This window comes from Cytobacillus spongiae (genome assembly GCF_021390075.1).
The window spans coordinates 443594-469922 of sequence record NZ_CP089998.1 but is presented as its reverse complement, the minus strand read 5'-3'; the positions used below and the strand labels follow the sequence as shown (position 1 = coordinate 469922).

Below are 26329 nucleotides of genomic sequence, written 5' to 3'. Positions count from 1 at the left end.
GTTTTAACCTCAACATTCGTATCATTACGAATGTTGAGGTTTTTTTATTGGTTCATTTTTTATCTCACCATAAATATCCCATATTAACCCTTTGTCTCTGGGAATGCCGATCATTCTGATAATTTAGAATTGGCACGAAAATTGCATGATAATGAATGGAAGACAGATTAATAGAAGGGGGAAAGATTGATGAATGATTATTGGGGTAAAGCAAAGAATTTATTTATTATGCTGACCGTATTTACAGTTATCATCAGCTTGGCAACCAGCGCATATGCCAACGAAAACAAGAGTAGCATCAAGGGGAATCTAGTGATTGTAGGAGGAGCTTTAGGCAGCAGTAACGCGGCTGTTTACGAAGAATTCATCAAATTGTCAGGAGGGAAAGAGAAAGCAAAAATTGGTATCGTTCCTTCTGCTTCAGGCTCTCTGAAATCATCAAATCAATTCAAAAGAGATTTGATTTCGTATGGTGTAGATGAAGAATCGATTGAAATCCTTCCTCTTTCAGCTCACGATTTCTCAGGTTCAGAGGAAGACGAAAGCAAATGGAAAAATAATGCTCAAAAGAAAGAAATAACAGAAAGAATCAAGAAGCTGACAGGAATTTGGTTTGTCGGAGGAGACCAGCTTAAGATCACATAGGCATTGGTGAAGAAAAATGGGAAAAACACGAAAGCATTAAATGAGATGTGGAATATTTATCGAAAGGGAGCCGTCCTGGGTGGGACAAGTGCCGGAGCGGCCATCATGAGTGATGTGATGATTACAGGGGGTGACAGTCTAGGAGGGCTTCGTCAACAGTTTGTCACTGAAGACGTATCCGATCCGGATGAAGAATATGCACCTGTCTACATTGAAAAAGGGCTGGGATTCTTTCAATGGGGAATCGTAGATCAACATTTTAATGAAAGATCACGATTAGGCAGACTGGCTGCATCAGCCATCAGCTATGAAACGGACAAAGCCCATTTTGCCTATGGAATTGATGAAGATACGGCGATGGTGGTGAACAATGAAAAACAGACCATTTCAGTAGTAGGCAGAAGCAACATTACGGTAGTGGATGTATCCCGATCAGCCCTCACAGGGAAAGAAATAAAGAACATTGATCTCAGCTATCTCTCTCCCGGAGATGTACTTAATGTGAAAGAGAACGAATTCAACATAAGTGGGGATAAGGTTGAAACAAAAGGCTATGAATATTATCGTTTCAAACCACTGCCCGCCACTGGAGTTCTATCATCCTATGGAACATTACCCCATTACCTGTCGTATTCCCTTGTGGACAATGAGGCTGTAAGAGAGGTTTACAGTTATATATATGATAGTAATGGAAATGGTTTTGAACTGAAGTTCAGGCAGACAGATGAAACAAACGGGTATTGGGGTTATCAGGATGGACAAAAGGATTCTTACTCCCTGTTACATGTGGAAATGAATGTCTCACCTGTATCAATGAATGTTAAAAAGAATAGTCAGCTTTCAAAAGACTTTCATTCATCTTCATTAGAAGTATCTGAAAGTTCTTTTGACAGCGAAACCAAAGGAAGCCTGGTAATCGCAGGGGGGGCTTTAGGGAGTAGTAACGAAGAGGTATACAGCGAATTCATTAATAGGGCTGGTGTAAACGGGAAGATAGGGATCATCCCGGCTGCAAGTTCTAGCTTAAAGTCTTCACATGCATTTAAAGTGGATCTGACATCATACGGTGTGTCTGATGAAAATATTGACATTCTTCCACTATCGAATCATGACTTTAAAGGAACAGAAGAAGATGAGTCTAAATGGATGAATAATAAAAATAATCCAGATGTAGCAGAAAATATTTTGAACTATGATGCCATTTGGTTTGTAGGTGGAGATCAAACAGATATCACCCGGTCATTGTTAAACCAAGATGGATCAAAATCATTGGCTCTTGAAAATATTTGGAAGATCTATCGAGAGGGAGCCGTTCTCGGAGGAACGAGTGCAGGGGCTGCGATCATGAGCGATGTGATGATTGCTGGAGGTGGAAGCTTCGACACGCTGACAAATGGCTTTACAGATACGTATAACGGAATGTTCCAACAAGAAGGCGGACCTGGATATCTCGAGAAGGGATTAGGATTCTTCCCGTACGGTATCGTGGATCAGCATTTTGATAAAAAAGCACGATTGGGACGTTTGATAGCAGCCACCGCCGAACACGGGGAAGACAATGAATGGTCTTATGGAATCGATGAAGATACGGCTATGATAGTGGATAACGAAGCTAAGACCATTGAAATAAAGGGAAGAGGCGGTGTTTCAGTAGTGGATTTGAGTCAGTCAGACCTGTCACCATCATCTCATACGTATAAAAACATACATTTATCATGGATTACCTCTGGTGATCAATTTAATTTAAATACAATGGAATATTCCATCAGTGATCATAAGGTTTCTACCAAAGACTATGAATACTATGAATATAAAGCTCTTCCTCATACAGGTGTATTAACGCCGCATCCGTCCCTTGCAAATTATGTAAGCTACAGCCTCCTTGATAACTTTGGGCAGGAAGAAGTAAAGAGTTATAGTTTCGCTGAAGATGAAGGATTCGAATTGACGTTCAAAAAAGGAAATCAAACGGAAGGCTTTTGGGGTTATAAAGATGGGAACAAAGATGATTACTCTTATCTGAATGTGAAAATGGATATCGTACCAGTAAAAGTCTCGATTAAAAACCAATAGAATGGAAAGGAAAGCCTGGGTCCATAAACGCTCGGGCTTTTTTCCATGGGAATATGCCTATTTAGACCATTTGCCGGTATATATAAAAGGTAGCATTTGATATACTAGTGATAATAATATGCTAGCAAATGATAACATATTGATAGAAAAGGGGGGCGAACCTTGTCAGATCAAGGGAAAATGCAGCTTAATGTAAGGGTTGATAAGGAAACATCAAAGAAATTGGATGAAATCGTTGAATACTATCAGCAAAACACGAAAATCGGAAGGGTTTATAAAGGGGATGTCTTGACGGACATTATTCACAAATCCTATGAAGTCATGCAGAAGCAAAAATCAATTCAAAAAAGGAAATATTAGCCTGTTTCATTTCCTTTTATCCGGTGTATTTAAGTGATAGCTTGTGAAGTGCCAAGGATAGGAATTTGAATGTACGCTCCTACATAGGGTTTGATCTTCCATGAAGAATTGGGTCGGAACAATTTATGGCTTTCAATGAAAGTTGGGAGATTTTATGTGATACTAAAGCTAACATTGTTTAAATACTGAATGTAAAAGAGGGTTTTGTCTTGCAAATGCCGAAAAAAATAATCAATATCCAAAAAGGGTCTGGAATCTCACCATATATATGGAGCATCATCAGCATTCTCCCCTTTTATTTTATCTTTCAATCCTCCTCTACGATTGAAATCGTGGTGGGGATATCCTTGACAGTCGTATTTTTTATTTCTTTACGATTTGCGTTTCTTTCAAAAGATTGGCCGGTGTATTTATGGACCTCGATCTTGATCGGGATATCCATCATTATGACCATTCAGTTTAATTTTATCTATTTTGCTTTTTACATTGCTTACTACAATGGAAATATCAAAAACAGGGTTGCGTTTCTAACCCTCTATATCATTCATCTGGTACTGACCACGGCATCTATCAATTATAATTTCGTCTTACAGGATGAATTGTTTTTATCACAATTCCCATTTATTCTTATTATCTGGATCAGTGTCATTCTATTACCCTTCAATATTTATAATCGGAACAAACAGGTATTGCTGGAGGATCAGTTGGAAGATGCAAATAAACGCATTTCTGACCTGGTCAAGCAGGAGGAACGTCAGAGAATTGCCAGGGATCTGCATGATACGTTAGGGCAAAAGCTTTCTCTTATTGGTTTGAAGAGTGATTTGGCACGGAAATTAGTATACAAAGATCCTGAGCAGGCCCGAAGTGAATTAAAGGATGTACAACAAACGGCAAGAACCGCCTTGAGTGAAGTCAGGACAATGGTTTCTCAAATGAGGGGGATTAGGCTGAAGGATGAAATCGTCCGTATCAGGCAGTTGTTAAAGGCCGCGGAAATCGAATTCGTTGTGGAAAAGGACTTTATCTTTCCTCATACTTCCCTGTTTCTGGAAAACATTTTAAGCATGTGCCTAAAAGAAGCCGTTACAAATGTGGTTAAACACAGCAAGGCATCATACTGTGAGCTCACCATCGAAGAAACAGACAAAGAGATGACCATCGTGGTGAAGGATGACGGTGTTGGGATTGGAGAAGAATATACACACTCTAAAGGCAGCGGCCTGATCGGAATGAGGGAACGGCTGGAGTTTGTGAATGGAAGTTTGGAGATTATTTCAGATAAGGGTACCACTTTGGTTATGAGGGTCCCTAAAGTGATTAAACAGACTGACAGGGAGGGAATGGAATGATTCGGATTGTAATCGCTGAAGATCAGAGGATGCTGTTAGGTGCCCTGGGCTCGCTGCTGAGCCTGGAAGATGATATGGAGGTTGTCGGAAAAGCGGGCAATGGTGAAGAAGCCATTGCTCTCGTACACGAGCTTAAACCCGATATCTGTATCATGGACATCGAAATGCCTGAAAAAACGGGGCTCGAAGCAGCAGAGGAATTGAAGGGAGAAGAGTGCAAAGTCATTATCCTCACCACCTTTGCCCGGTCAGGTTATTTTCAGCGTGCATTAAAGGGTGGGGTTAAAGGGTATCTATTAAAAGATAGCCCAAGTGAGGAACTGGCCAATTCCATCCGACTTGTGATGGACGGAAAGCGTATATATGCCCCTGAACTAATGGATGATGTGTATGGGGAAGAAAACCCCCTGACTGACCGGGAAAAAGAAGTGCTGGAACTTGTTGCCGACGGAAAAAACACTAAGGAAATCGCCGACGAACTCAGCCTTAAAACGGGTACCGTCCGTAACTACATCTCAACCATCCTGGACAAATTGGAAGTCAAAAATCGAATCGAAGCCATCACCCAATCAAGAGAAAAGGGATGGTTTAAATAATGGGACAGGGACGAACCTTGATGATGGAGGTTCGTCCTGTTTTAGCATGGAAATCATCAATTTTAATTCATTATTTATTATATTTATACATTTTTTTCAGAGTCGTGAATTTATTTGCTGAAGAAATTTTTTTATGGATTTTAAATAGGGTTTTTTGTTGGTCTGTTCTATGATATCAATGGGTTTTTACTCATGATCAATCAGTGAGAGATAGATAAAAAGTGTTGACAAGTAAAAGAATCATGGTACGATAGCTTCGAATACAAAATTTAATTGGACGATCCACTAGGGGTGCCTTGTAAAAGGCTGAGATTAAAGTGTGACTTTAAGACCCTTTGAACCTGATCTGGTTGAGACCAGCGGAGGGAAGTGGTGTTTGATGGTCACGTAGAATATCCGTTTATTCCTATGATCTCAAGCCACTTTCTGTATGCTGTATGCATAGCGGGAAGTGGCTTTTTTTATTGCCTGTTCGGGTCGTCTGGAAAAGGAGTAAGAGACAATGTCATTTTCTATGTTTTTAAGAAATGAAGTGAAAGAAATCTGGGAAGCAAGCTTTCAACATCCCTTCGTCAAAGGAATCGGTGACGGAACACTCCCCATTGAGAACTTCAGATACTACATCCTGCAGGATGCCTATTACCTCACTCATTTTTCCAAAGTGCAGGCTCTGGGAGCTGCGAAGGCAATGGATTTACATACTACATCACGAATGGCAGCACATGCTGTGGGAACGAATGAAGCAGAGCTCTCCCTTCATAAGAATTTTTCTGAACGATTAGGAATCACGGAAGTAGAAAAAAGGGAATTTAAACCTTCTCCCACGGCTTATGCATACACATCTCATATGTATCGTTCCGCACAGCTTGGAGGTCTCGCAGACATACTGGCCACCATCCTTCCTTGTTACTGGCTCTATTACGAAATAGGAGAAAGGCTGAAGGCGTGTACTCCAGAAGAGACCATCTACCAGGAATGGATTGCAGCTTATGGCGGGGAGTGGTTCAGGGAATTGGTGGAGGAGCAAATCATCCGACTCGATGAATTAGCGGAAACGATGTCTGAATCAGACAAAGTAAGAATGAGAGAGAATTTTATCGTAAGCAGCATCTATGAGCTGCAGTTTTGGGAAATGGCATACACCATGGAAGAGTGGTCATTTCAATCTGTACTGACTTCGGGAAGCGAAGGTGATGTACATGTCTAGATTAAAATTGACGGACATCTTAATAACAGTGGTCATTTCAATTGGTTTCGGGATTATTTACAAGCTTTGGGGACCTCTCTATAATGTGTTAAAACCATTGGGGATACATGCTGATCAACTTATTTACGGGATGTGGTTTATGGCCGCAACTGTCGCATTTTTGATCCTAAGAAAGCCCGGTGTGGCACTATTAGCTGAGATTGCAGCGTCTTCCGGAGAATTTTTGATGGGTTCTGAATGGGGCCTTGAAGTACTCCTGTTCGGCATGATACAGGGGTTGTTTGCAGAATTGGTCTTTCTATTGACCCGTTATAAACGGTATGACCTTCTGGTGATCTGTGCTGCAGCCGTGGGCTCTGCTTTCGGCTCCATACTCTTGGACTACTTTAAAGGGTATATGGGGGATTTGGCAGTATGGAATTTATCCCTGTTCATTGCTGCAAGACTGATAGGCTCCATTGTCATTGCGGGGATTGGTTCCTATTATCTGGTAAGGGCATTGGAGAACACAGGCGTCACAAACCTGGTCAGAAGAGCGGATCAGAAAGAGTTCGATGCATTGGATGGATAAGGGAGAGATGATGTAATGCATGTGGAAAATTTGCGCTTGAAATTCCCAAAATCAGAAAAATTGTTGTTTAACGATTTAGATTTGGCTATTCGCAGTGGAGAAAAAGTTTTGCTTTTAGGACCATCTGGATCAGGGAAATCAACCTTTCTTCATGTATTGGCAGGAATAATCCCACAAGCAGTTGATGTCCCGATGAAATGCTCTTCCATTGAACATCCGGATTCATGGGGATTTGTATTTCAAGATCCAGACTCTCAATTTTGCATGCCTTATGCAGATGAGGAACTCGCCTTTGTTTTAGAAAATGTACAAGTTCCCCGTGAAGAAATGCCGGGGAAGATTGATTTGCTGTTGGATAGCGTAAAGTTAAAGCTACAAGATCCACATACGAAAATCTCCACACTCTCTGGAGGAATGAAGCAGAAATTGGCCATAGCCTCAGTATTGGCCCTTGAGCCTGATACTCTGTTCCTAGATGAGCCCACTTCGATGTTAGACGTGGAAAGTACGAAATCCATTTGGGATATCGTCAAGGAAACATGTCAGGATAAGACACTGCTTATCATTGAGCACAAGCTGGATCACGTATTGGAAATCATTGATCGCATCATCCTGTTCAATGAACATGGGAATATCCTGGCGGATGGATCCAAGGAAAACATTTTATCCAAATACAGGGACACATTGAAGGAGCTCGGGGTTTGGTATCCCGAAGCGTGGGAGGACCACTTGTCATCCCGCCCCCCTTCGGTGCTAAAGGTTCCGGGACCTATAAAATTAAACTTGGAAGACTTCAGGGGATATGTGAAAAAAGAAGTGAAAATACATATCCCAAAAGCGACAATCCATGTTGGGGACTGGATTGCCATCAAGGGGGAGAACGGCGCAGGCAAGTCAACATTCCTGCATAGTCTCATGCATTTTATTCGAACGACCGGAACTTATGAAGTGGATGGAATACAGGTAGGGGGAAGGGATTTGCCTCCAGATTGTGCGTTTGTATTCCAGAACCCTGAATTTCAGTTCGTCACAAACTCTGTTTTTGAAGAGGTGGCGTATACCTATCGATTACAGGGGATGGAGGAAGAAACTGTCAAGAGAAAGGTTCACAGACTTCTGAAACGATTCAAGCTCTTATCTTATAAATTTCACCATCCCTATCATTTATCCATGGGCCAAAAGCGGAGATTAAGCGTCGCAGCATCCATCGTCATGGACAAAGGAATTTTATTGTTGGATGAGCCAACTTTCGGTCAGGATGCCAGCAATACATTCGCCCTCCTTGACATGCTCCAGGTATACCAAAAAGAAGGATATACCATTCTAATGGTAACGCACGATCAGATGATTATGGACCACTATGCAACAAGAAAATGGGTGATTGAGAAAGGAAAGCTTGTTCAAGATCTTGATAATGAAGTTGTTAGGAGAAAAGCACTATGAATCTAGAAATCAACTATAAGGATACATGGCTGCATCACTTAAATCCAAGCTTCAAGTTATTGGCCTTGAGCGGAGTGTTTCTTTTCATTCTATTTGTTCATCACCTCAACTGGCTGGTTTATTTGACCCTGCTTATTTCTTTCATGCTCTGGTTCTTCTCAGGGCTTCCTAGAAGGATCATGATACTTATGATCCTGCCATTTCTGTTTGTTTTTCTTTCCACTTCTTCATCGATGATCCTTTTCGGTAAAGGGGAGACGATATGGCTGAAGTGGGGATTGATACAGGTAACGGAAGAAAGCTTTTACCGTGGGATTCATGTCGGGGTCAGAGCCTTTGTATTTGCTGTATTGGGCTTATTATTTGTGATAACGACAAAGCCTGTGCTTCTCTTTTATTCACTTATGCAGCAGATGAAAATAAAGCCTAAGTACGCCTATAGCTTTATGGCTGCTTTCAGGCTCATCCCCATAATGGCAGAGGAAATCGTCACGATCCGCAATGCCATGAAAGTCAGGGGGATAGATGAAAGTCGAAATCTGATCTACAAAATGAAATGCTACATGATCCCGCTCCTGGCCCAAAGCATCAGAAAGGCACACCGGATCGCCGTGGCGATGGAAACGAAGGGATTTAAAGGGGAAGGGGAACGATCTTACTACTATCGAGTGGGGTTTTCAAGATATGATGGATACTTTGTTGGCAGCATTCTCCTCATCATATTGGTCAGCCTTTATGCTTCCATCCACCTGCCCATTTTTCCCGTGGGAGATGTTCGTCATGAGAGGTGAATCCAAAGGACAACTTCATGTCATATCCACTGGGAAACAATCAATGGAAGAGTTCGTGGAGATCTCGAAACACATTTCCCCATTTGTAGACCTGTTTCACCTGCGTGAAAAACGATGGACAAGTAAACAGATAATAGTGGCCGTTGAAAAGCTTGAGAAAGAAGGGATCCCTTTGGAGAAAATCCATATCAATGACCGTGCGGACATAGCCCTTATGAAGAACGCAGGAGGAGTCCAGCTTGGCCATCAAAGTGCCCACATCCATTTAGTGAAGAATGCCTTTCCCTCACTAAGATTGGGGTCGTCTGTTCATTCTGAAGGAGAAGCAGTGGAGGCATTTACAGGTGGAACTGATTTTTTGCTTTGCGGGAATGTGTATGCGACTTCTTCGAAACCTGGGAAAGCGGGTATTGGATTGGCAAGATTCAAGAGAGTGGTTCAGTCCGTACCTGTACCCACTATTGCGATCGGTGGCATCACACCTGAGAGAGTCGCGGAAGTCATGCAGACAGGAGCAAGGGGGATCGCGGTCTTATCAGGAATTTTTCTTGCAGGGGATCCCGTAAAGGCAGCCAGCTCTTATGATAAAGAACTGCGTAAGGAGGTGAACTGGTATGGTAAAGACATATGACGTACTGATTGTGGGGGGAGGAGTGATTGGCTGCTCCATCGCTTATCAGTTATGTAAAAGAGGAAGGAGTGTCCTCCTTCTTGAGAGGAATCAGCTCGGGGGAAAAGCATCTCAGGCCGCCGCAGGAATGCTTGGCGTCCAGACAGAATTACACGGCGGAAGCCCTCTATACAAGTTGGCAAAGGCGAGTCGGGATATGTACCCAGGATTAGCTGAGGAGCTAAAAGAATTAACAGGGATCGATATTCAATATGTAGAAAACGGGATGATTAAATTGGCGAAGACAGAGGAAGACGCGAAGGGTTTACTGGAGCTTACATCCATTGCAGAAAAAGAAGAAGGGCTTGAGTGGTTATCCCCTGGCAGTCTGTCTTTCTATGAACCTCATTTATCCAAGGACATGACAGGAGGTCTATGGATCCCGAAGGATGGAAATATATCAGCTCCGATGATTGTGCAGGGGTTGGGATTTGCGGCGGTTAGATTGGGTGCGGAAATAAAAGAATTTACGAACGTTCATGATTTTATTATAAAAGGCAACAGGATAGAGGGTGTTCAGACCTCCGCAGGTCCTTTTAGCGCAAAGGAAACGGTCATTGCGGGGGGCGCCTGGAGTCAGTCCCTGCTGACTAAGCTAAATGTTCCTTTTCAATCTTATCCAGTTAAAGGAGAATGTTTTTCTGTTAAAGCTTCACCCAGAATGGTGAAACGTACCATATTCACAGAGGACTGTTATATTGTTCCGAAGATGGGAGGCAGGCTTTTAATCGGTGCAACAGAGAAATCACATACTTTCGACGAAACCATTTCCATAGATGGATTAATGCATCTCATGAAGCTTGCGACAGGGATACTGCCCGATTTATCCTATGCAGAATGGGAAAAAGCCTGGTCAGGTATACGACCTCAAACTGAAGGGGGAATGCCTTTCATTGGGAGAAGTGAGGAATGGGATGGCCTGTCCGTTGCCACGGGACATTACCGGAATGGGATTCTTCTTGCCCCGATCACAGGTGAATTGGTAGCAGCCATGATTGAAAAGGACATTCCCTATCCACTGGCAGAGTATAGGAGGGGGTGAAGACAGTGGAATTGCGCTTAAATGGTCAATTGGTGACGGTTCCAGAAACAATAAGGACCATCGCTGATTTAATCCACCATCTTAAATGTGTAAATCGGTTGATAATCGTTGAACAGAATGGAATCATTCTTGAAAAAGGTCATCATGAAACAGCAGAAGTAAAAAACGGGGATACGATTGAACTTGTCCAATTTGTAGGAGGCGGTTAAGATGTTGAAAATCGGTAAGTATACCTTTCATTCAAGACTATTATTAGGAACAGGTAAATATCCTGATTTTGATATCCAGAAGAAAGCAGTAGAGGCTTCAGGAGCTGAAATACTTACGTTTACAGTCAGGCGCATGAATATATTTGAACCGGGTCAGCCTAATTTCCTGGAAAAACTGAACCTTGAAAACTACTCATTATTACCGAATACTGCAGGAGCAAAAACAGCACAGGAAGCTGTCAGGCATGCTCAATTAGCGAGGGCTTCAGGGCTATGTGACATGATTAAAGTGGAAGTGATCGGGTGCAATAAAACACTGCTCCCCGATCCGGTTGAAACATTGAAAGCGACAGAAGAATTAATAAAAGAAGGGTTTACGGTTCTTCCTTATACTTCTGATGACGTGGTTCTTGCAAAAAGGTTGGAAGAGTTGGGGGCCCATGCCATCATGCCGGGTGCATCCCCGATAGGGTCCGGGCAAGGGATCATTAATCCAGTCAATTTAAGCTTTATCATTGAACAGGCAAAGGTCCCTGTCATTATTGATGCCGGGATTGGTTCTCCTGCAGATGCAGCTCTCGCTATGGAACTCGGTGCAGATGCCGTATTACTTAATACGGCCGTATCTTCTGCTGTCGACCCGGTCAAAATGGCTCATGCCATGAGGCTTGCGATTGAGGCGGGCAGGTTCGGTTTTGAAGCGGGGAGAATCCCGAAGAAACGATATGCAACAGGCAGCAGCCCTTCAGAGGGGATGAGTGTTTGAGTGAGGATAGATATTCAAGGCAAATGTTGTTCAGTCCTATTGGATCAAGAGGTCAGAAAAGAATAAAGGAAAAACATGTGTTAATCATAGGTGCCGGCGCACTTGGAACAAGTAATGCCGAAGCCCTTGTGCGTGCAGGAATCGGGAAGCTGACCATTGTAGACCGTGATTATGTGGAATGGAGCAATCTACAGCGCCAGCAACTCTACAATGAAGATGATGCAAAAGAACGTCTCCCAAAAACTGTAGCAGCAGAAAAGAGGTTGCGGGAGATTAATTCGGCTGTTGATATCGAAGGTCACATCATGGACATCATGCCGGAAGAGCTGATCAGGCTTGTCCAAGGTGTGGATCTTATCATGGACGCTACGGATAATTTTGATACCAGGATGATGATCAATGACGTGTCTCAAAAATATGGAATTCCCTGGATTTATGGTGCCTGTGTAGGAAGTTACGGAGTTTCATTCACCATTATCCCGGGAATTACCCCGTGTCTACAGTGTTTAATCGAAAGGGTTCCCATAGGTGGACTTACGTGCGATACAGCCGGGATCATCAGTCCTGCCGTCTCCATGGTAGCTTCATACCAGACAACAGAAGCATTGAAACTGTTAGTGGAAGATTTTGATGCATTGAGTCAAAAACTACTCTCCTTCGATCTTTGGAGAAATGAACATACGGAAATGGATGTAAGGAAGCTAAAAAGAGAAGAGTGTGCTTCATGTGGAGAACAACGGATTTATCCTTTTCTAAAGTATGAAAATCAAACGAAAACGGCTGTTCTTTGCGGCAGGGATTCTGTTCAAATAAGACCATCATCACCACTGGAGGTGAATCTTCGTACTATTGCAGAATCTCTAAAAAGTAAAGGCGTCCAGGCGGATGTCACTCCCTACCTGGTTTCCATTCAAGTCCCGCCATTTCGGATGGTTCTCTTCAAGGATGGGCGGACCCTCATTCACGGCACCAAAGATATGAAGGAAGCAAAATCGATTTATCATCGTTACTTAGGTTGATTGGAGGCGGAAAAATGATTCAAAAAGCATTGACGATCGCTGGGTCAGATAGCGGGGGAGGAGCAGGTATTCAAGCGGATCTTAAAACGTTTCAGGAAATGAAGGTGTATGGCATGTCTGCTGTGACCGCGGTTACGGCGCAAAATACAAAAGGAGTACAAAGTGTGTATCCGTTATCACCGGAGACGGTCATAGAGCAATTGAACTCCATTGCAGAAGATTTGACGCCACAAGCGGTCAAGACAGGTATGTTGGTGAATGGGGATATCATTTCGGAAACAGCCGCGTTTCTCCATTCACACTCCTGGGATATTCTGGTGGTGGATCCCGTAATGGTGGCAAAAGGTGGAGCTCCGTTGCTGGAAGAAGAAGCAGTATATGCACTTAAGCATTTACTGCTTCCACTTGCCTATGTGATAACCCCAAATATTCCAGAGGCTGAGGCACTTACAGGCATGGACATCCAGAATGATGGTGATTGTATGAAAGCAGCAGAAGCATTATTCCATATGGGGGCAAAACATGTGGTCATCAAAGGCGGTCACCAATCGGGAGCCGAATCTTATCTGGCAACGGACATACTCTTTGACGGGAAGAGGTTTTATACGTATACAAGCCCCAGGGTCTCCACACCTCATACACATGGTACAGGCTGCACCTTTTCTGCAGTGATCACAGCCCAATTGGCGAAGGGTCTTACGGTCCATGAATCGGTTCAAACGGCAAAACATTTTATAACAGCAGCAATCAGCGACACTTTGGGTATCGGAACTCATCATGGTCCCACGAATCATTGGGCTTATCAGGCTGGAATGAAGATATGAATCTCCGCGAAAGCCTGGAGTTATATTTTATAATGGGGAGCCAAAATTGTTTGAAGCATCCCGTCCTGGTGTTGGAAGAAGCCATTGTAGGAGGCATTACGATGTTTCAGTTCCGGGAAAAAGGAACGAAAGGGTTAAAAGGACATGCGAGAGTGAAACTTGCCATTGAGCTGCAGCATATGTGCCGGAAATACAGTGTCCCATTCATCGTGAATGACGACGTAGAGCTGGCACTGTTTATCGATGCAGATGGCGTACATATCGGACAGGAGGATGCACCTATTGAAGGTGTGCGCCGGAAAATCGGGGGCAAGCTGCTCGGGGTTTCGTGCCATAATAGGAAAGAAGCCGGATTGGCTATGGAATCTGGTGCAGATTATCTTGGGGTGGGTCCCATGTTTCCTACGGATACAAAGCAGGATTGCAGAAAGGTTCGGGGTCCGGGAGTCATCCAGTCTATAAGGGCCGGGGGCATTGGCATTCCCCTGGTCGGGATCGGTGGAATACATGAAAAAAATGCCTCTCAGGTGTTGAAGGCAGGTGCGGACGGGGTTGCGGTCATTTCCGCCATTTCAAGGAACCCTTGCCGGACGGGAATGTTGGCGCGTGCAGTCCGTGATACCCTGCTTGAGTCGTGAGTGTTGTCCAATGGCAAAAATAATCCATTACGGAAACATATCTCTCCCTCTCCCATCATACCTATACAGTAGACCTCGGTCTGACTTGTATCATCATCAAAGATAAGAGGGAGGGGTAAGAATGAATGTTTGGTTTGTATTGTTAACTATTTTGGTGTTTCTTGTTCTCATTGGTGTTTTACTTTATATGCAAAAGAAAAAGTTTTCGTTTTCCAAACGGGTGTTTACGGCACTTGGACTTGGGATATTATTTGGCTTTGGCCTCCAGTGGGTATATGAGGCAGCAGATGAAAATCTGACCCAATCCATTGAGTGGTTCAATATCGTTGGGACCGGCTACATCAAACTGCTGCAAATGATTGTAATGCCTTTGGTATTTATCTCTATTCTATCAGCTTTCACTAAATTAAAGCGCTCTCATAACTTAGGGAAGATTTCCATTCTGATTATTGGATTGCTGGTAGGAACCACTGCAGTAGCTGCAGCTGTAGGTATTGGCACCACAGTTGCTTTTGATCTCGAAGCCATTCAGATCGATCAAGGAGATGCAGAAGCGGCAAGGGGTGCGCAATTAGAGGAGAGAGCGACTGCGCTGGAAGGTCAAAGTTATCCGCAAAAAATTCTGGAGCTTTTACCTGCTAATCCATTCTTCGATTTCACGGGCCAAAGAGCAACCTCAACCATTGCCGTTGTGATTTTCTCAGCATTCATCGGAATAGCATACCTTGGGGTCCAGCGCAAGGAACCGGAAGCAGCTGCTTTCTTCAAAAAAATGGTCGAATCACTCTATGCTGTCATTATGAGGATCGTGACGATGGTGTTGAGACTTACTCCATACGGTGTATTAGCCATTATGGCTAAAACGGTGGCATTGAGCAATTTTGATGCCATTATGAAGCTGGGTGAATTTGTAGGTGCTTCGTATGTTGCCTTGCTGATAATGTTTGCCATCCATTTAATGATGCTGACACTTGCAGGATTAAATCCTGTGACATATATGAAAAAAGTATTACCGGTATTGGCATTTGCTTTTACGTCAAGATCCAGCGCAGGAACTTTACCTCTCAACATTCAAACACAAAAGAATCAGCTTGGTGTTTCAGAAGGAATAGCCAACTTTTCAGGATCATTCGGGTTATCCATCGGTCAGAACGGCTGTGCAGGTGTATACCCTGCCATGCTTGCCGTGATGATCGCTCCAACGGTAGGTATCAATCCGTTGACACCTTCCTTTATTTTTACCCTTATCATCATTGTGGCCATCAGTTCCTTTGGTGTTGCCGGAGTCGGGGGAGGAGCAACTTTCGCTGCGATCCTGGTACTTTCTGCAATGGATCTTCCGGTGGCACTTGCGGGTCTATTGATTTCTGTTGAACCATTAATCGATATGGGGCGAACAGCGGTAAACGTAAGTGGTGCAATGACATCAGGAATCATAACAAGTAAGGTGACGGGAGACTTGGACACAGAAACGTATAACAAAGAAATGGTTGAAGCAGAAGCATAAAGAGACGCTTCCCAAAGGTGAAACAGGATAAGTGCACTACTAGAATGGTGCCAGGGCGAACCCTGGAGATAAATAAAGATATCAGTACGTACGAGAAGCTACCAGGAAATGGCGTCTGGTAGCTTCTTTGCATTTGACTATGCTTATAAGGTGATTCGAATTTTTGTCCTGTAGGGATCACTACCTGAATAACGTAACAATAAAGGATGATTTCAAGTCATTATAATTGAAAATTCTGACTATATTATTTACGATGATAGTGTACATACCAACCGGTTAGTATCTTGGGTATGTGAATGGAATTTCTGTAAGAATAAGGAGGCTGAATCATGCATGTAAAGGAATTATTCGATCTTTCAGGAAAGGTGGCCCTCGTCACAGGTGGAGGAAGGGGGTTGGGAAAACAGATCGCTACGGGATTTGCTGAAGCAGGGGCAACCGTTGTTCTATGTTCCAGAAATGTGGAAGCGTGTGAAATCGTGAAAAAAGTATTAGAAGGGATGGGCGTCCGTTCACTTGCGATGAGGTGCGATGTCACCAATCCCGAAGACGTACAGCATGTTGTAGATGAAACCAAAAAGAAGTTTGGAAGAATAGATATTTTAGTGAATAACAGCGGTGCTTCCTGGGGTGCGCCGGCAGAGGAGATGCCCTATGAAGCTTGGCAGAAAGTCATGAATGTGAACGTGAACGGCACCTTCCTCATGTCTCAGACAGTCGGGAAACTCATGATCGAACAAGGAGCAGGGAAAATCATTAATATTGCATCCGTAGCCGGTCTACAAGGGACAGACCCCCGCTATATGGATGCCATCGGTTACAGTACCAGTAAAGCGGCTGTCATACATTTCACGAAAGATTTGGCGGTCAAATGGGGATCACGGGGGATCCATGTAAATGCCATAGCCCCGGGATTCTTCCCGACCAAAATGTCCAAAGGTGTCCTGTCCCAGGCAGGTGAAGCCATTTTGGACGGAACTCCGCTAAACCGCTTCGGTAACGAAAATGACCTCAAAGGAGCTGCCCTGTTTCTTTCATCCAACGCATCTGACTTTGTCACTGGTGCAGTTCTAGTCGTTGACGGCGGCTCATCAGCCAAGTGAATCCTGAATGTATGAAAACCGGAAAGGAAGGATTTAATGGATTTCTCCCATTCTCCCAAAGTACAAGAATATCAAAATAAACTGTCACGGTTCATGCAAGAATACGTATATCCGAGTGAAGCTGTTTATGAACAGCAATTAAATCAACAGGAAAACAGATGGAGTGCCGTTCCTGCAATCATGGAAGAGTTAAAGGCAACAGCAAGGAAACAAGGTTTATGGAATCTATTCCTCCCTGAAAGCGAATATGGAGCCGGACTGAAGAATATTGAATATGCACCTCTCTGCGAAATAATGGGCAGATCCCTGATCGGGCCTGAAATCTTTAATTGCAGCGCACCTGACACAGGTAATATGGAAGTGCTGGAACGTTACGGGACACCAAGCCAAAAAGAGCATTATCTTCGCCCCCTCCTTCAAGGTGAGATCCGATCTTGTTTCTCTATGACAGAGCCTGACATTGCCTCATCCGATGCGACGAATATTAAAGCAAGTATTATAAGGGATGGTGATGAATATGTCATAAATGCGAAGAAATGGTGGTCTTCCGGGGCCGGGGACCCACGATGCAGCTTTACCATTTTAATGGGGAAAACCGATCCTACAGCAATTCGGCATGAACAACAATCCATGATCATCGTCCCTTTGAATACACAGGGAGTGAAAATAGAACGAATGCTTCCGGTTTTCGGATACGACCATGCCCCCCATGGCCACGGAGAGATCACTTTTACGAATGTCAGGGTTCCTCTTGAGAATATGATCTGGGCAGAAGGAAAAGGGTTCGCCATTGCTCAGGGAAGGCTTGGTCCGGGACGGATTCATCATTGCATGCGTTTAATAGGTGCAGCAGAGCGAGCCCTGGAAGAATTATGTAAGCGCGTTCGGACGCGTGAAGCATTTGGGAAACCACTGGCTGGACAAGGCGTTGTACAAGAATGGATTGCGGATTCGAGGATTGAAATCGAGCAGGCGCGTCTTCTGACGATGAAAGCGGCTCATATGATGGACACAGTGGGTAATAAAGCTGCAAAACAGGAAATCGCCATGATTAAGGTGGTGGCTCCATCCATGGCATTGCGAGTGATTGACAGGGCAATTCAGGCATTTGGGGCAGCCGGGGTTTCAGAAGATTCTACACTGGCGGCACAATGGGCAAATGCCCGTACATTACGTCTTGCCGATGGACCCGATGAGGTGCACAGGGCACAATTGGCCAAATTGGAACTTCTAAAATATGATAAAGATTCTGCCGTGGTGAGCTAAAGAGTGAGGGCAGATAACGCTAAAAGGAGGGTGAACATCATCACCGATGGAATCGGATGAAAAGAATGGTGTCCATAGGGAATCTTTTTATTACCGTTGCATGCTGTATGTAAATGGTGGTGACCCTTTCAAAACAAAAACAGGAATGTGATATCATCCATGTGATCGTTTAACAGATTGAGAGGACTATTTATGAAAGAGAAACTGACAGATCATGCTATACGTTTATTTGATGAAAAAGGTTTTACCGTTACTTCCATTCAGGACATAGTAGAATCAATCGGGGTAACAAAGGGAACATTTTATTACTATTACTCGAGTAAAGAAGAGCTTTTACGTGAAATTCACATCCGCTATATAAATGAATTGTTGTCAAAACAGGAAAGTATACTTAAAGATGACGGTAAAAGCTACAGAGAAAAGCTTTTTGACATCGTCCATCTTTCCATAGTGGACATTAAGGAACAAGGGAGCAGCGCCAAAGTTTTCTTCAGGGAAATCAGGCATCTGAGTCAGGAAAGCCTGGAAATAATTGAGCCAAAGCGGGATATGTATCGATATAATATCGAAGCTCTTCTTGATGATGGTAAAAGGAAAGGAGACTTTCGTAAGGACTTTGACGTGTCGATTGTGACATTCGGAATACTCGGGATGATGAACTGGAGCTACCAATGGTATAAACCTGATGGTTCGAAATCTGGAAGGGAAATTGCAGGGACTTTCGTCGAAATGATTTTAAGAGGAATTGAAGAGGGCTAAAAGGGAAGAGGAGTTCAGACCTCCCCTTCCTAGCATACTGAATGGTTGGTCTTTACGAAGGGAGAAGGGAATAAATAATGGAAAGCATCACGGTAACGAGTCGATTTTGCGAAACAGATGCATTAGGTCATATCAACAATATAACCTATTTTATATACTTGGAAGAAGCAAGAATTAAATTTTTTGAAGCCTTGGGATTCGAACTGGACACGACGGACTGGCGGTTTATTTTGGCTTCAACCAAATGTGACTTTGTTTCTCAAGGTTATTTTAATCAAGAGTTGAAGGTCACCACCTGCCTGTCAAAAATCGGTTCAAAGAGCTTTCAGTTAGAGCATGATATTTTGTGTGGGAAAACGGATCAACTGATTGCCAGGGGAAGTGCGGTAATGGTTTATTTCGATTTTCTTCAGCAGCAAAGCCTAATGATTCCTGAACTGTTAAAGGCGCAGTTAACCGAACATCTGTGTCCGTAAAAAAACTGAATATTCTTAATTTTGGAGGGGTTAAATGACTGATCAAGCAGCGTATGAAACAGTATCGGTACGAAAGGGAGAAGAATTGGATAGGTCGAATATAAAAAAGTTCCTGGATGAACATTTTCCTGAACTGATGCAAGAAGAGCTTTTGATTCAGCAATTTTCTGCCGGGCACTCCAATCTTACGTATCTATTAAAAATGGGTGATTGGGAAGGGGTTCTGAGGCGTCCTCCTTTAGGACCCATCGCGCCAAAGGCCCATGATATGAAAAGGGAATATCGTATCCTGTCGGAAATCCAACCTTTATTCGGTGTTACACCCGAGCCGTACGTATTCTCAGATGAAGAAAGTATTGTGGGCACTCCATTCTTTATCATGGAACGGAAAAAGGGTGAAGTATTTGATACTTCATTTCCTCCACACCTTCATGTCACACCCGATGTATGCAAGAGAATCTCAGAGGAGATGGTTTCTAAACTGGTTGAACTTCATTCCATCGATCCACGTCTGACAGGTCTTCATGAAATCAGCAGGCCTGACCATTTTATGGAAAGGCAAGTGCATGGGTGGGTTAGGAGGTACGAACGTGCGAAGACCAGCGAAATCCTTGAGGTTGGTCAACTGACACAATGGCTGATGAAGAATGTACCGAGCAATGCTGAAGCCACTATCATCCATTACGACTATAAATTGAACAATGCCATGTTCTCTTCTGACCTGAAGTCCATGGTGGGTCTATTTGACTGGGAGATGGCAACTGTAGGAGATCCCCTGGCAGATTTGGGGGTGGCCATGGGATACTGGATCCAATATGATGACCCTGAATTATTGAAATTCGGAATTGGTAAGCCTCCTGTAACGGTGATGGAGGGCTTCTACAGCAGAGCACAATTTATCGAAGAATATGCCAGAAAGAGTGGAAGGGATGTGGATCACATTCATTTCTATTTATCCTTTGCCTATTTTAAGCTCGCCGTTATCGTCCAGCAGATTTACTACCGGTATAAAATGGGCCAAACAAAAGATCCCCGCTTTAAGGATTTTGACCGATTCGCGAAATCCTTGATCATCCTGGGGAACGAGGCTGCATTAAATCGTCTTGGATAGATTTAAAAACGGATCATTTTAAGGTATCTATTAAAACGGAGAAAGAAGACAAATTGTACAAGGCAGGGAGGTTGTATGTATGGGTGAACGATTTAAAGGAAAAGTAGCTTTAGTGACAGGGGGAAGCAGAGGAATCGGGAAATCAATCGCCAGTTTCTTTGCGGAAGAAGGTGCAAAAGTAGCCATCCTTGATGTAAATGAAAAAGCTTTAAGTAATGTGGGTGCGGAGTTAGAACAATATGATGTTTATATAAAAGTGGCGAATGTAGTTCAGTCCCAGGAAGTGGAGATGGCTGTCAAGGAAGTAGTCGATACCTTTGGTTCCATTGATATTGTCGTCAATAATGCCGGGGTCATCAGAGATAACCTGCTATTTAAAATGAGTGACAACGACTGGCAGACGGTCATGGATGTCCATTTGAAGGGTTCGTTTAATGTGGCAAAAGCAGTTCAAGGGTATATGGTGAAGAAAAAATTCGGACGGATCATCAATATTTCTTCTACCTCGGCACTCGGGAATAGGGGACAGGCAAACTACTCCACGGCTAAAGCCGGGTTACAAGGGTTAACGAAAACCCTTGCCATTGAGTTGGGGCCTTTCGGAATCACAACGAATGCAGTAGCTCCAGGTTTTATTGAAACAGAAATGACCAGGGAGACGGCAAAGCGAATCGGAATCACGTTTGAACAGCTGGTAGAGGCTAGTCTTCAAGGGATTCCTGTCGGTAGAAGCGGACAGCCGGAAGATATCGCACATGCAGTGGCGTTTTTTGCAGATGAAAAGTCATCTTTTGTCAATGGTCAAGTGCTTTACGTAGCCGGAGGTCCCAAAGCTTAACAGGAGGAGAATGGTATGTTTCAATCTCATATAGGCAAGCGTTCAACATCCGTAGCAAATGATGTGGAGAGAGGGGCGGTGCGGAAATTCGCAGAAGCCATCAAAGATCCCCACCCTCTATATGTTGATGAAAAAGCAGGTAAACGATCTCGTTACAAGGACAATATCGCTCCCCCTACATTTCCCCGTGTGTTTGATTTTGGAACGATTGAAGGGTTTCATCTTCCAAACATCGGGTTAATCCATGGGGAACAAACTTTTCACTATAAAAGACCACTTAAAGTTGGTGAACGTATTCACTGTCATACCGAAATAAAAGATTACTATGAACGTAAAGGCTCGGATGGAACATTAGGTTTCCTTGTGATAGAAGACATTGGTGAAGATCAGGCAGGGATCAGGATTTTTACGGCGGAATCCATTGTCATCATCACAGAAGCAGTAAGGGAGAGGTTAGGAAAATGACTGTACTATCGTCCTATCGTATCGGTGAATTTCTTCCCGAAGTTGAGTTAGAACCTGTTACGAGAATCGACCTGATCAAATATGCAGGGGCTTCGGGGGATTATAACCCCATTCATACAATAGATGAAGAAGCACGTAAACTTGGTCTCCGTGGAATCATTGCCCACGGAATGTGGACAATGGGCAATCTGTCCAAGCTTTTCAGTGATTACTATGAAGAAGGATATATGAGGGAGTATTCAGTACGGTTTAAAGGAATGGTCTTCCTCCACGACGTGATTACCTTAAGAGCAGAAGTAGTTGAAACAGGGATCGATCATGCACGTTTTAACGTTTCAGCCATAAATCAAGACGAAAAGAAAGTGATCGACGGGAAACTGACATTTCAGTTTTATCGTCATTAAGTAAATATAGTGTAGTAAAGCTTCGAATAAAGGAATAAAGATAAGTAGGATTGAAATTTTGCCACAAAATAAGCAGAAAGACATAAATCCGATAGAAAAACTCGGGTTGACTTTCCCTAGAAGTGTGATATTATTTAGAATATTAAAAAGAATAACTCTTATCCAGAGAGGTGGAGGGATCTGGCCCTGTGAAGCCCAGCAACCTACGTATTGTAAGGTGCTAATTCCAGCAAAATGTAAAGTCATTTTGGAAGATAAGGTAAACTTACCTGAACAACTTTCCAAAATGGGGGGTTGTTTTTTTCTTGATTTTTTTCTGGATAAGATGAAAATTGGGGGGATCATGTGGCGAACGATAATAATCATGAAGCTGGGTATGAGGCAGTCGTGGACAAAATCACTTCTATGTTGAAAACGATGAATTTCGGATCGATAACCATCGTGGTTCAGAATGGTAAAGTCATTCAATTAGAGAAAAATGAGAAAGTCCGAATTAAATAAGCTGACTAGACAAACTAGAGGCGCATAGCTGGATAAAGGGGATCCCCTTTATCTTGTTATCGCCTCTTTTTAGTTGGATAAGCATCAGGGAAAGGTGTGTATCATGTTAACCTATGAAACTTGGAAACAACCAACCTTGGATTTTGAAGTGGATCCGGTCTATAAAGGGGCATTGCACGTCCTGAAATGGGCCTATAACCATTACGGTGAAAGTGTAGTGTATGCGTGTAGTTTCGGGATTGAGGGCATTGTACTCATTGACCTCATATCCAAAGTACAACCCCTTGCCACCATTGTTTTCCTGGATACAGGCGTTCATTTCAAGGAAACGTATGAAATCATTGAAAAAGTGAAGGACACTTATCCGGGGCTGAACATACTCATGAAAACGCCCAGTCTGACTATCAAAGAGCAGGCAGATGTATATGGGGATAAGCTATGGGAGAAACACCCGAACATGTGTTGTCAAATTCGAAAGCTTGACCCATTGAAAGAAACCTTATCCAAAGGGAATGCCTGGATATCAGGGTTAAGAAGGGAACAATCTTCGACGAGGGCTGACGTTGAATTCATTAATAAAGATGATAAATTTCAATCCGTTAAGATCTGCCCACTGATTCACTGGACTTGGAAGGAGATTTGGAGGTATGCCCATAAACATAACCTGTCCTATAATCCCCTCCATGATCAAGGGTATCCGAGCATAGGCTGCTTCCACTGCACAGCACCGGCCATCGATATGAATGATCTTCGCTCCGGAAGATGGAAGGGGAAGGGGAAGACGGAATGCGGCCTTCATTAAAAAGGGGGAACACCTTTGCTTGAAATTTCGGCCCTCATCATCAGCTTGTTTTTTGCTATGAATATCGGTGCCAGTGGAGCGGCAGCATCGATGGGCGTTGCATATGGTGCGGGAGCGATAAAGAACATCAGGACAGCATTATGGATATGTGCCGCCGGTGTCCTGAGCGGAGCGGTCCTGGGGGGAGGAGAGGTAGTAAAGACCATCAGTTCAGGGATCATTCCACAAAATGTATTGTCGATTAAAATCGTCATCATCATTTTGTTATCGGCGACGAGTTCTTTGTTCCTGGCGAATGTAATCGGCATTCCGTTATCCACCAGCGAAGTCACAGTAGGGGCGGTTGTAGGAGTGGGGGTAGCCTATCAGGTTCTTTATGTAAAGTCTCTGATCACCATCATGTCATTCTGGGTGATTGTCCCGGTTGTCGCATTTGGGGTTACATGGCTTTTCGGTATAGGTTTAGCTGGACTTGAAAAGCGAGGGTATCAATTTGAAAAAAGGTGGCTTGCTTACCTTTTGATTACCGCCGGATTCTTTGAAGCTTTCTCAGCAGGGATGAATAACGTGGCAAACGCTGTGGGACCTCTGGTGGGTGCGGGGTTACTCTCACCTTCAAGGGGGATCTTGATTGGTGGTTTATTTGTTGCACTGGGAGCCATTTTACTGGGAAAAAAGGTGGTGGAGACAAATGGAAAGAAGATCACGCAATACTCTAAAGCAGAAGGAATCGTCATTTCATCCACAGGAGCATTCCTCGTTATGTTGAGCTCACTCTATGGATTGCCGATCCCTCTAACGCAGGTTACGTCCTCTTCCATCATCGGTCTTGGAATGGCTAAAAACGGTAAACGTATGCTGCAAAAGAAGATTGTAAAGAAAATCGTAAAAATTTGGGTGGTTTCTCCACTGATTTCCCTCAGTATTTCATATTTTTTGGTTAAAATTTTTATCCATAGTGATGTCTACTCAATCGTTGTTCCTTTGAGTGTCATCATTGCCACTGTGGGGGCACTCTCCCTCATGCGGGTCATGAGTGAAGAAAGGCGGTCCGTCCACGAAGATGGAGGCGGTATATAAATTTAATTCCGATTAAATCAATATGTTAAGGAGGTAATGGAGAATGAGTTTACAACCCCACGGTGGAGTACTGGTTCAATCCTATCTACCTAAAGAATCATTCGAGGACGTTCAACAGGAAATCCCACTGGATGAAATCGCAGTAAGTGATTTGGAACTCATTGCGATTGGTGCTTACAGTCCAATAGACGGATTCCTGACAGAAGCAGATTATAAGAGCGTTGTAGAAACATTGCGGCTTGAAAGCGGGTGTGTTTGGAGTATCCCTATTACCCTTCCCCTTGATAGAGATCGAGCTGGTTCCGTAAAGATAGGGGTAAAGAGCAGGCTCGTATATAAAGGAGAAACGTATGGGCTCATTGACGTAGAGGATGTGTATGTACCCGATAAACTAAAAGAAGCCCTTCTAGTATACGGAACGGACGATGAAGAACATCCTGGCGTAAAGAAATTATTCCAGCGGGGGGAAGTGTATATAGGAGGCAAGGTCACCTTGCTTAAGAGACTGACTAAGCCTTTTCAGAAGTATACATTTGATCCTGATGAAACACGAAAGCTGTTCCAGGAAAAGGGGTGGAAAACGGTTGTCGGTTTTCAAACGAGAAACCCTGTTCACAGGGCACATGAGTACATTCAAAAAACCGCTTTGGAAACGGTGGATGCCTTGTTTTTGAACCCATTAGTGGGTGAAACCAAGGCAGATGATATTTCAGCGGAGATCCGCATGGAAAGTTATGAAGTTTTACTAAAGAGCTATTACCCGGATGACCGAGTATTTCTGGGAGTCTTTCCTGCAGCCATGAGATATGCAGGACCAAAAGAAGCCATCTTTCATGCGTTAGTACGAAAAAACTATGGCTGCACTCATTTTATTGTCGGAAGAGATCATGCAGGTGTCGGTGATTATTACGGAACCTATGATGCTCAGAAAATATTTGATCAGTTCAGTGAGGAAGAAATCGGGATCATACCGCTCTGCTTCGAGCATAGCTTCTATTGTAAGAAATGTGAAGGAATGGCGACGACAAAGACATGTCCTCATGAAAAAGAACACCGCGTCATCCTTTCAGGAACGAAAGTGAGAGGGATGCTTCGAAGGGGAGAAATTCCACCTTCAACCTTTAGTCGACCAGAAGTGATTGAAGTGTTGATCAGGGGACTAAAACAGGAAACGAAACAAACGCTTTGAGGAGGTGCATCGATTGAGTGAAAAAAAAAGAAACATCGTTTGGCACGAAACTACCGTAACGAAACAGGAGAGACGCTCCCTGAATGGACACCAAAGCTTCATCCTCTGGTTCACCGGATTGTCGGCCTCAGGAAAGTCGACGATTGCCAATGCCTTGGCCCATTCCCTATTTCAACAGGGAAAGCAGGTGTATGTTCTTGATGGGGATAATGTTCGTCATGGATTGAATCATGATTTAGGATTTAACGAGAAAGATCGCAAAGAGAATATCAGAAGAATAGGCGAGGTCTCCAAGCTGTTCATTGACAGCGGGCAAATCGTCCTTACCGCCTTTATCTCCCCGTACAGGGAAGATCGGGATGTTGTACGTAAATTAGTCGGACCAGAAGAATTTATGGAAGTGTACGTTCATTGTTCAATCGAAACATGTGAAAAGAGAGATCCAAAAGGTTTATACAAAAAAGCAAGAAAACATGAAATTACTCATTTCACGGGAATCAGTGCCCCCTATGAAGAACCGGAGAATCCGGAAATCATTCTCGATACAGAGAAGAATACCATTGAAGAGTGTGTAGAGAGCCTGCTGTCAGAATTAAAACACAAACAATTGATATAAGGAGAG

General features: G+C 43.5%; 30 protein-coding genes and 2 riboswitches. All 30 genes read left to right on the top strand.

Going from position 1 to position 26329, the window contains the following annotated elements; all coding sequences use genetic code 11:
* Window positions 1-189 precede the first annotated feature (189 nt).
* The 30 genes from LS684_RS22865 (at window position 190) to cysC (ending at window position 26323) form a co-directional block, all read left to right on the top strand.
* The gene (locus LS684_RS22865) at window positions 190-645 is read left to right on the top strand and encodes a type 1 glutamine amidotransferase family protein (protein WP_233811999.1); all 456 of its coding nucleotides are present in this window, start codon (window positions 190-192) and stop codon (window positions 643-645) included.
* A gap of 6 nt (window positions 646-651) precedes the next feature.
* The gene (locus LS684_RS22860) at window positions 652-2718 is read left to right on the top strand and encodes a cyanophycinase (RefSeq protein WP_233812150.1); all 2067 of its coding nucleotides are present in this window, start codon (window positions 652-654) and stop codon (window positions 2716-2718) included.
* Window positions 2719-2880: 162 nt separating this feature from the next.
* Complete coding sequence (locus LS684_RS22855) at window positions 2881-3078, top strand: hypothetical protein (protein WP_225003293.1); 198 nt, start codon at window positions 2881-2883, stop codon at window positions 3076-3078.
* Between the two features lie 215 nt (window positions 3079-3293).
* Window positions 3294-4430 (top strand): sensor histidine kinase, encoded by a 1137-nt coding sequence (locus LS684_RS22850; RefSeq protein WP_233812149.1) that lies wholly within the window; start codon window positions 3294-3296, stop codon window positions 4428-4430.
* Window positions 4427-5026, top strand: a complete 600-nt coding sequence (locus tag LS684_RS22845; RefSeq protein ID WP_169215005.1) for a response regulator transcription factor — start codon at window positions 4427-4429, stop codon at window positions 5024-5026. The genes LS684_RS22850 and LS684_RS22845 overlap by 4 nt, the downstream gene beginning before the upstream one ends.
* A gap of 277 nt (window positions 5027-5303) precedes the next feature.
* Window positions 5304-5411: riboswitch (TPP riboswitch) on the top strand.
* 117 nt (window positions 5412-5528) lie between these two features.
* The gene (tenA, locus tag LS684_RS22840) at window positions 5529-6233 is read left to right on the top strand and encodes a thiaminase II (RefSeq protein ID WP_169215004.1); all 705 of its coding nucleotides are present in this window, start codon (window positions 5529-5531) and stop codon (window positions 6231-6233) included.
* Window positions 6220-6804, top strand: a complete 585-nt coding sequence (locus tag LS684_RS22835) for an ECF transporter S component (RefSeq protein ID WP_432418843.1) — start codon at window positions 6220-6222, stop codon at window positions 6802-6804. The genes tenA and LS684_RS22835 overlap by 14 nt, the downstream gene beginning before the upstream one ends.
* Before the next feature lie 15 nt (window positions 6805-6819).
* Window positions 6820-8247: an ABC transporter ATP-binding protein gene (locus tag LS684_RS22830; RefSeq protein WP_169215002.1), complete on the top strand. Its 1428-nt coding sequence runs from the start codon at window positions 6820-6822 to the stop codon at window positions 8245-8247.
* Window positions 8244-9038, top strand: coding sequence for an energy-coupling factor transporter transmembrane component T family protein (locus LS684_RS22825; RefSeq protein ID WP_233811998.1), 795 nt, complete (start codon window positions 8244-8246; stop codon window positions 9036-9038). The genes LS684_RS22830 and LS684_RS22825 overlap by 4 nt, the downstream gene beginning before the upstream one ends.
* A complete protein-coding gene (locus LS684_RS22820) occupies window positions 9028-9669 on the top strand; it encodes a thiamine phosphate synthase (RefSeq protein WP_233811997.1) in 642 nt (213 codons plus the stop codon). Before LS684_RS22825 ends, LS684_RS22820 begins: the two co-directional genes overlap by 11 nt.
* Window positions 9653-10750 (top strand): glycine oxidase ThiO, encoded by a 1098-nt coding sequence (gene thiO, locus LS684_RS22815; protein ID WP_233811996.1) that lies wholly within the window; start codon window positions 9653-9655, stop codon window positions 10748-10750. The genes LS684_RS22820 and thiO overlap by 17 nt, the downstream gene beginning before the upstream one ends.
* A gap of 5 nt (window positions 10751-10755) precedes the next feature.
* Window positions 10756-10959, top strand: coding sequence for a sulfur carrier protein ThiS (thiS, locus tag LS684_RS22810; RefSeq protein WP_225003287.1), 204 nt, complete (start codon window positions 10756-10758; stop codon window positions 10957-10959).
* Window position 10960: 1 nt separating this feature from the next.
* Window positions 10961-11725, top strand: coding sequence for a thiazole synthase (locus LS684_RS22805; RefSeq protein WP_233811995.1), 765 nt, complete (start codon window positions 10961-10963; stop codon window positions 11723-11725).
* A complete protein-coding gene (locus LS684_RS22800; RefSeq protein WP_267930449.1) occupies window positions 11722-12744 on the top strand; it encodes a thiazole biosynthesis adenylyltransferase ThiF in 1023 nt (340 codons plus the stop codon). Before LS684_RS22805 ends, LS684_RS22800 begins: the two co-directional genes overlap by 4 nt.
* A 14-nt stretch (window positions 12745-12758) precedes the next feature.
* Window positions 12759-13568: a bifunctional hydroxymethylpyrimidine kinase/phosphomethylpyrimidine kinase gene (gene thiD, locus LS684_RS22795; RefSeq protein ID WP_233811994.1), complete on the top strand. Its 810-nt coding sequence runs from the start codon at window positions 12759-12761 to the stop codon at window positions 13566-13568.
* Window positions 13565-14206: a thiamine phosphate synthase gene (gene thiE, locus LS684_RS22790; protein WP_233811993.1), complete on the top strand. Its 642-nt coding sequence runs from the start codon at window positions 13565-13567 to the stop codon at window positions 14204-14206. The genes thiD and thiE overlap by 4 nt, the downstream gene beginning before the upstream one ends.
* Before the next feature lie 121 nt (window positions 14207-14327).
* A complete protein-coding gene (locus LS684_RS22785) occupies window positions 14328-15713 on the top strand; it encodes an L-cystine transporter (protein ID WP_169214993.1) in 1386 nt (461 codons plus the stop codon).
* Window positions 15714-16042: 329 nt separating this feature from the next.
* Entirely contained in the window at window positions 16043-16816 is a 774-nt protein-coding gene (locus LS684_RS22780; protein WP_233811992.1) for an SDR family oxidoreductase, read from the top strand.
* 36 nt (window positions 16817-16852) lie between these two features.
* Window positions 16853-18082 (top strand): acyl-CoA dehydrogenase family protein, encoded by a 1230-nt coding sequence (locus tag LS684_RS22775; RefSeq protein ID WP_233811991.1) that lies wholly within the window; start codon window positions 16853-16855, stop codon window positions 18080-18082.
* 192 nt (window positions 18083-18274) lie between these two features.
* Window positions 18275-18841 (top strand): TetR/AcrR family transcriptional regulator, encoded by a 567-nt coding sequence (locus tag LS684_RS22770; protein ID WP_169214990.1) that lies wholly within the window; start codon window positions 18275-18277, stop codon window positions 18839-18841.
* 77 nt (window positions 18842-18918) lie between these two features.
* Entirely contained in the window at window positions 18919-19317 is a 399-nt protein-coding gene (locus LS684_RS22765) for an acyl-CoA thioesterase (RefSeq protein WP_233811990.1), read from the top strand.
* Window positions 19318-19351: 34 nt separating this feature from the next.
* Window positions 19352-20428: a phosphotransferase family protein gene (locus LS684_RS22760; protein ID WP_233811989.1), complete on the top strand. Its 1077-nt coding sequence runs from the start codon at window positions 19352-19354 to the stop codon at window positions 20426-20428.
* Between the two features lie 79 nt (window positions 20429-20507).
* Window positions 20508-21266 carry a 3-oxoacyl-ACP reductase FabG gene (gene fabG / locus LS684_RS22755; protein WP_233811988.1) on the top strand — a complete coding sequence of 253 codons (759 nt, stop codon included), beginning with the start codon at window positions 20508-20510 and terminating at the stop codon, window positions 21264-21266.
* 15 nt (window positions 21267-21281) lie between these two features.
* A complete protein-coding gene (locus tag LS684_RS22750; RefSeq protein ID WP_169214987.1) occupies window positions 21282-21731 on the top strand; it encodes a MaoC family dehydratase N-terminal domain-containing protein in 450 nt (149 codons plus the stop codon).
* A complete protein-coding gene (locus LS684_RS22745) occupies window positions 21728-22135 on the top strand; it encodes a MaoC/PaaZ C-terminal domain-containing protein (RefSeq protein ID WP_225003277.1) in 408 nt (135 codons plus the stop codon). The genes LS684_RS22750 and LS684_RS22745 overlap by 4 nt, the downstream gene beginning before the upstream one ends.
* A 155-nt stretch (window positions 22136-22290) precedes the next feature.
* Window positions 22291-22396, top strand: a riboswitch (SAM riboswitch).
* Window positions 22397-22480: 84 nt separating this feature from the next.
* Window positions 22481-22636 carry a YezD family protein gene (locus LS684_RS22740; RefSeq protein ID WP_225003276.1) on the top strand — a complete coding sequence of 52 codons (156 nt, stop codon included), beginning with the start codon at window positions 22481-22483 and terminating at the stop codon, window positions 22634-22636.
* A gap of 103 nt (window positions 22637-22739) precedes the next feature.
* A complete protein-coding gene (locus LS684_RS22735) occupies window positions 22740-23438 on the top strand; it encodes a phosphoadenylyl-sulfate reductase (protein WP_233811987.1) in 699 nt (232 codons plus the stop codon).
* Between the two features lie 15 nt (window positions 23439-23453).
* Window positions 23454-24518, top strand: coding sequence for a sulfate permease (gene cysP, locus LS684_RS22730; RefSeq protein WP_489886021.1), 1065 nt, complete (start codon window positions 23454-23456; stop codon window positions 24516-24518).
* Between the two features lie 43 nt (window positions 24519-24561).
* Window positions 24562-25707, top strand: coding sequence for a sulfate adenylyltransferase (gene sat / locus LS684_RS22725; protein ID WP_233811986.1), 1146 nt, complete (start codon window positions 24562-24564; stop codon window positions 25705-25707).
* A gap of 13 nt (window positions 25708-25720) precedes the next feature.
* Window positions 25721-26323: an adenylyl-sulfate kinase gene (gene cysC, locus LS684_RS22720; RefSeq protein ID WP_169214983.1), complete on the top strand. Its 603-nt coding sequence runs from the start codon at window positions 25721-25723 to the stop codon at window positions 26321-26323.
* Window positions 26324-26329 lie beyond the last annotated feature (6 nt).

Bases quoted from the DNA above. Each gene is read 5' to 3' on its own strand.
- LS684_RS22865 (WP_233811999.1), top strand. From the start codon at position 190: ATGAATGATTATTGGGGTAAAGCAAAGAATTTATTTATTATGCTGACC.
- LS684_RS22850 (WP_233812149.1), top strand. From the start codon at position 3,294: ATGCCGAAAAAAATAATCAATATCCAAAAAGGGTCTGGAATCTCACCA.
- LS684_RS22845 (WP_169215005.1), top strand. From the start codon at position 4,427: ATGATTCGGATTGTAATCGCTGAAGATCAGAGGATGCTGTTAGGTGCC.
- tenA (WP_169215004.1), top strand. From the start codon at position 5,529: ATGTCATTTTCTATGTTTTTAAGAAATGAAGTGAAAGAAATCTGGGAA.
- LS684_RS22835 (WP_432418843.1), top strand. From the start codon at position 6,220: ATGTACATGTCTAGATTAAAATTGACGGACATCTTAATAACAGTGGTC.
- LS684_RS22830 (WP_169215002.1), top strand. From the start codon at position 6,820: ATGCATGTGGAAAATTTGCGCTTGAAATTCCCAAAATCAGAAAAATTG.
- LS684_RS22825 (WP_233811998.1), top strand. From the start codon at position 8,244: ATGAATCTAGAAATCAACTATAAGGATACATGGCTGCATCACTTAAAT.
- LS684_RS22820 (WP_233811997.1), top strand. From the start codon at position 9,028: ATGAGAGGTGAATCCAAAGGACAACTTCATGTCATATCCACTGGGAAA.
- thiO (WP_233811996.1), top strand. From the start codon at position 9,653: ATGGTAAAGACATATGACGTACTGATTGTGGGGGGAGGAGTGATTGGC.
- LS684_RS22805 (WP_233811995.1), top strand. From the start codon at position 10,961: ATGTTGAAAATCGGTAAGTATACCTTTCATTCAAGACTATTATTAGGA.
- thiD (WP_233811994.1), top strand. From the start codon at position 12,759: ATGATTCAAAAAGCATTGACGATCGCTGGGTCAGATAGCGGGGGAGGA.
- thiE (WP_233811993.1), top strand. From the start codon at position 13,565: ATGAATCTCCGCGAAAGCCTGGAGTTATATTTTATAATGGGGAGCCAA.
- LS684_RS22785 (WP_169214993.1), top strand. From the start codon at position 14,328: ATGAATGTTTGGTTTGTATTGTTAACTATTTTGGTGTTTCTTGTTCTC.
- LS684_RS22780 (WP_233811992.1), top strand. From the start codon at position 16,043: ATGCATGTAAAGGAATTATTCGATCTTTCAGGAAAGGTGGCCCTCGTC.
- LS684_RS22775 (WP_233811991.1), top strand. From the start codon at position 16,853: ATGGATTTCTCCCATTCTCCCAAAGTACAAGAATATCAAAATAAACTG.
- LS684_RS22770 (WP_169214990.1), top strand. From the start codon at position 18,275: ATGAAAGAGAAACTGACAGATCATGCTATACGTTTATTTGATGAAAAA.
- LS684_RS22765 (WP_233811990.1), top strand. From the start codon at position 18,919: ATGGAAAGCATCACGGTAACGAGTCGATTTTGCGAAACAGATGCATTA.
- LS684_RS22760 (WP_233811989.1), top strand. From the start codon at position 19,352: ATGACTGATCAAGCAGCGTATGAAACAGTATCGGTACGAAAGGGAGAA.
- fabG (WP_233811988.1), top strand. From the start codon at position 20,508: ATGGGTGAACGATTTAAAGGAAAAGTAGCTTTAGTGACAGGGGGAAGC.
- LS684_RS22750 (WP_169214987.1), top strand. From the start codon at position 21,282: ATGTTTCAATCTCATATAGGCAAGCGTTCAACATCCGTAGCAAATGAT.
- LS684_RS22745 (WP_225003277.1), top strand. From the start codon at position 21,728: ATGACTGTACTATCGTCCTATCGTATCGGTGAATTTCTTCCCGAAGTT.
- LS684_RS22735 (WP_233811987.1), top strand. From the start codon at position 22,740: ATGTTAACCTATGAAACTTGGAAACAACCAACCTTGGATTTTGAAGTG.
- sat (WP_233811986.1), top strand. From the start codon at position 24,562: ATGAGTTTACAACCCCACGGTGGAGTACTGGTTCAATCCTATCTACCT.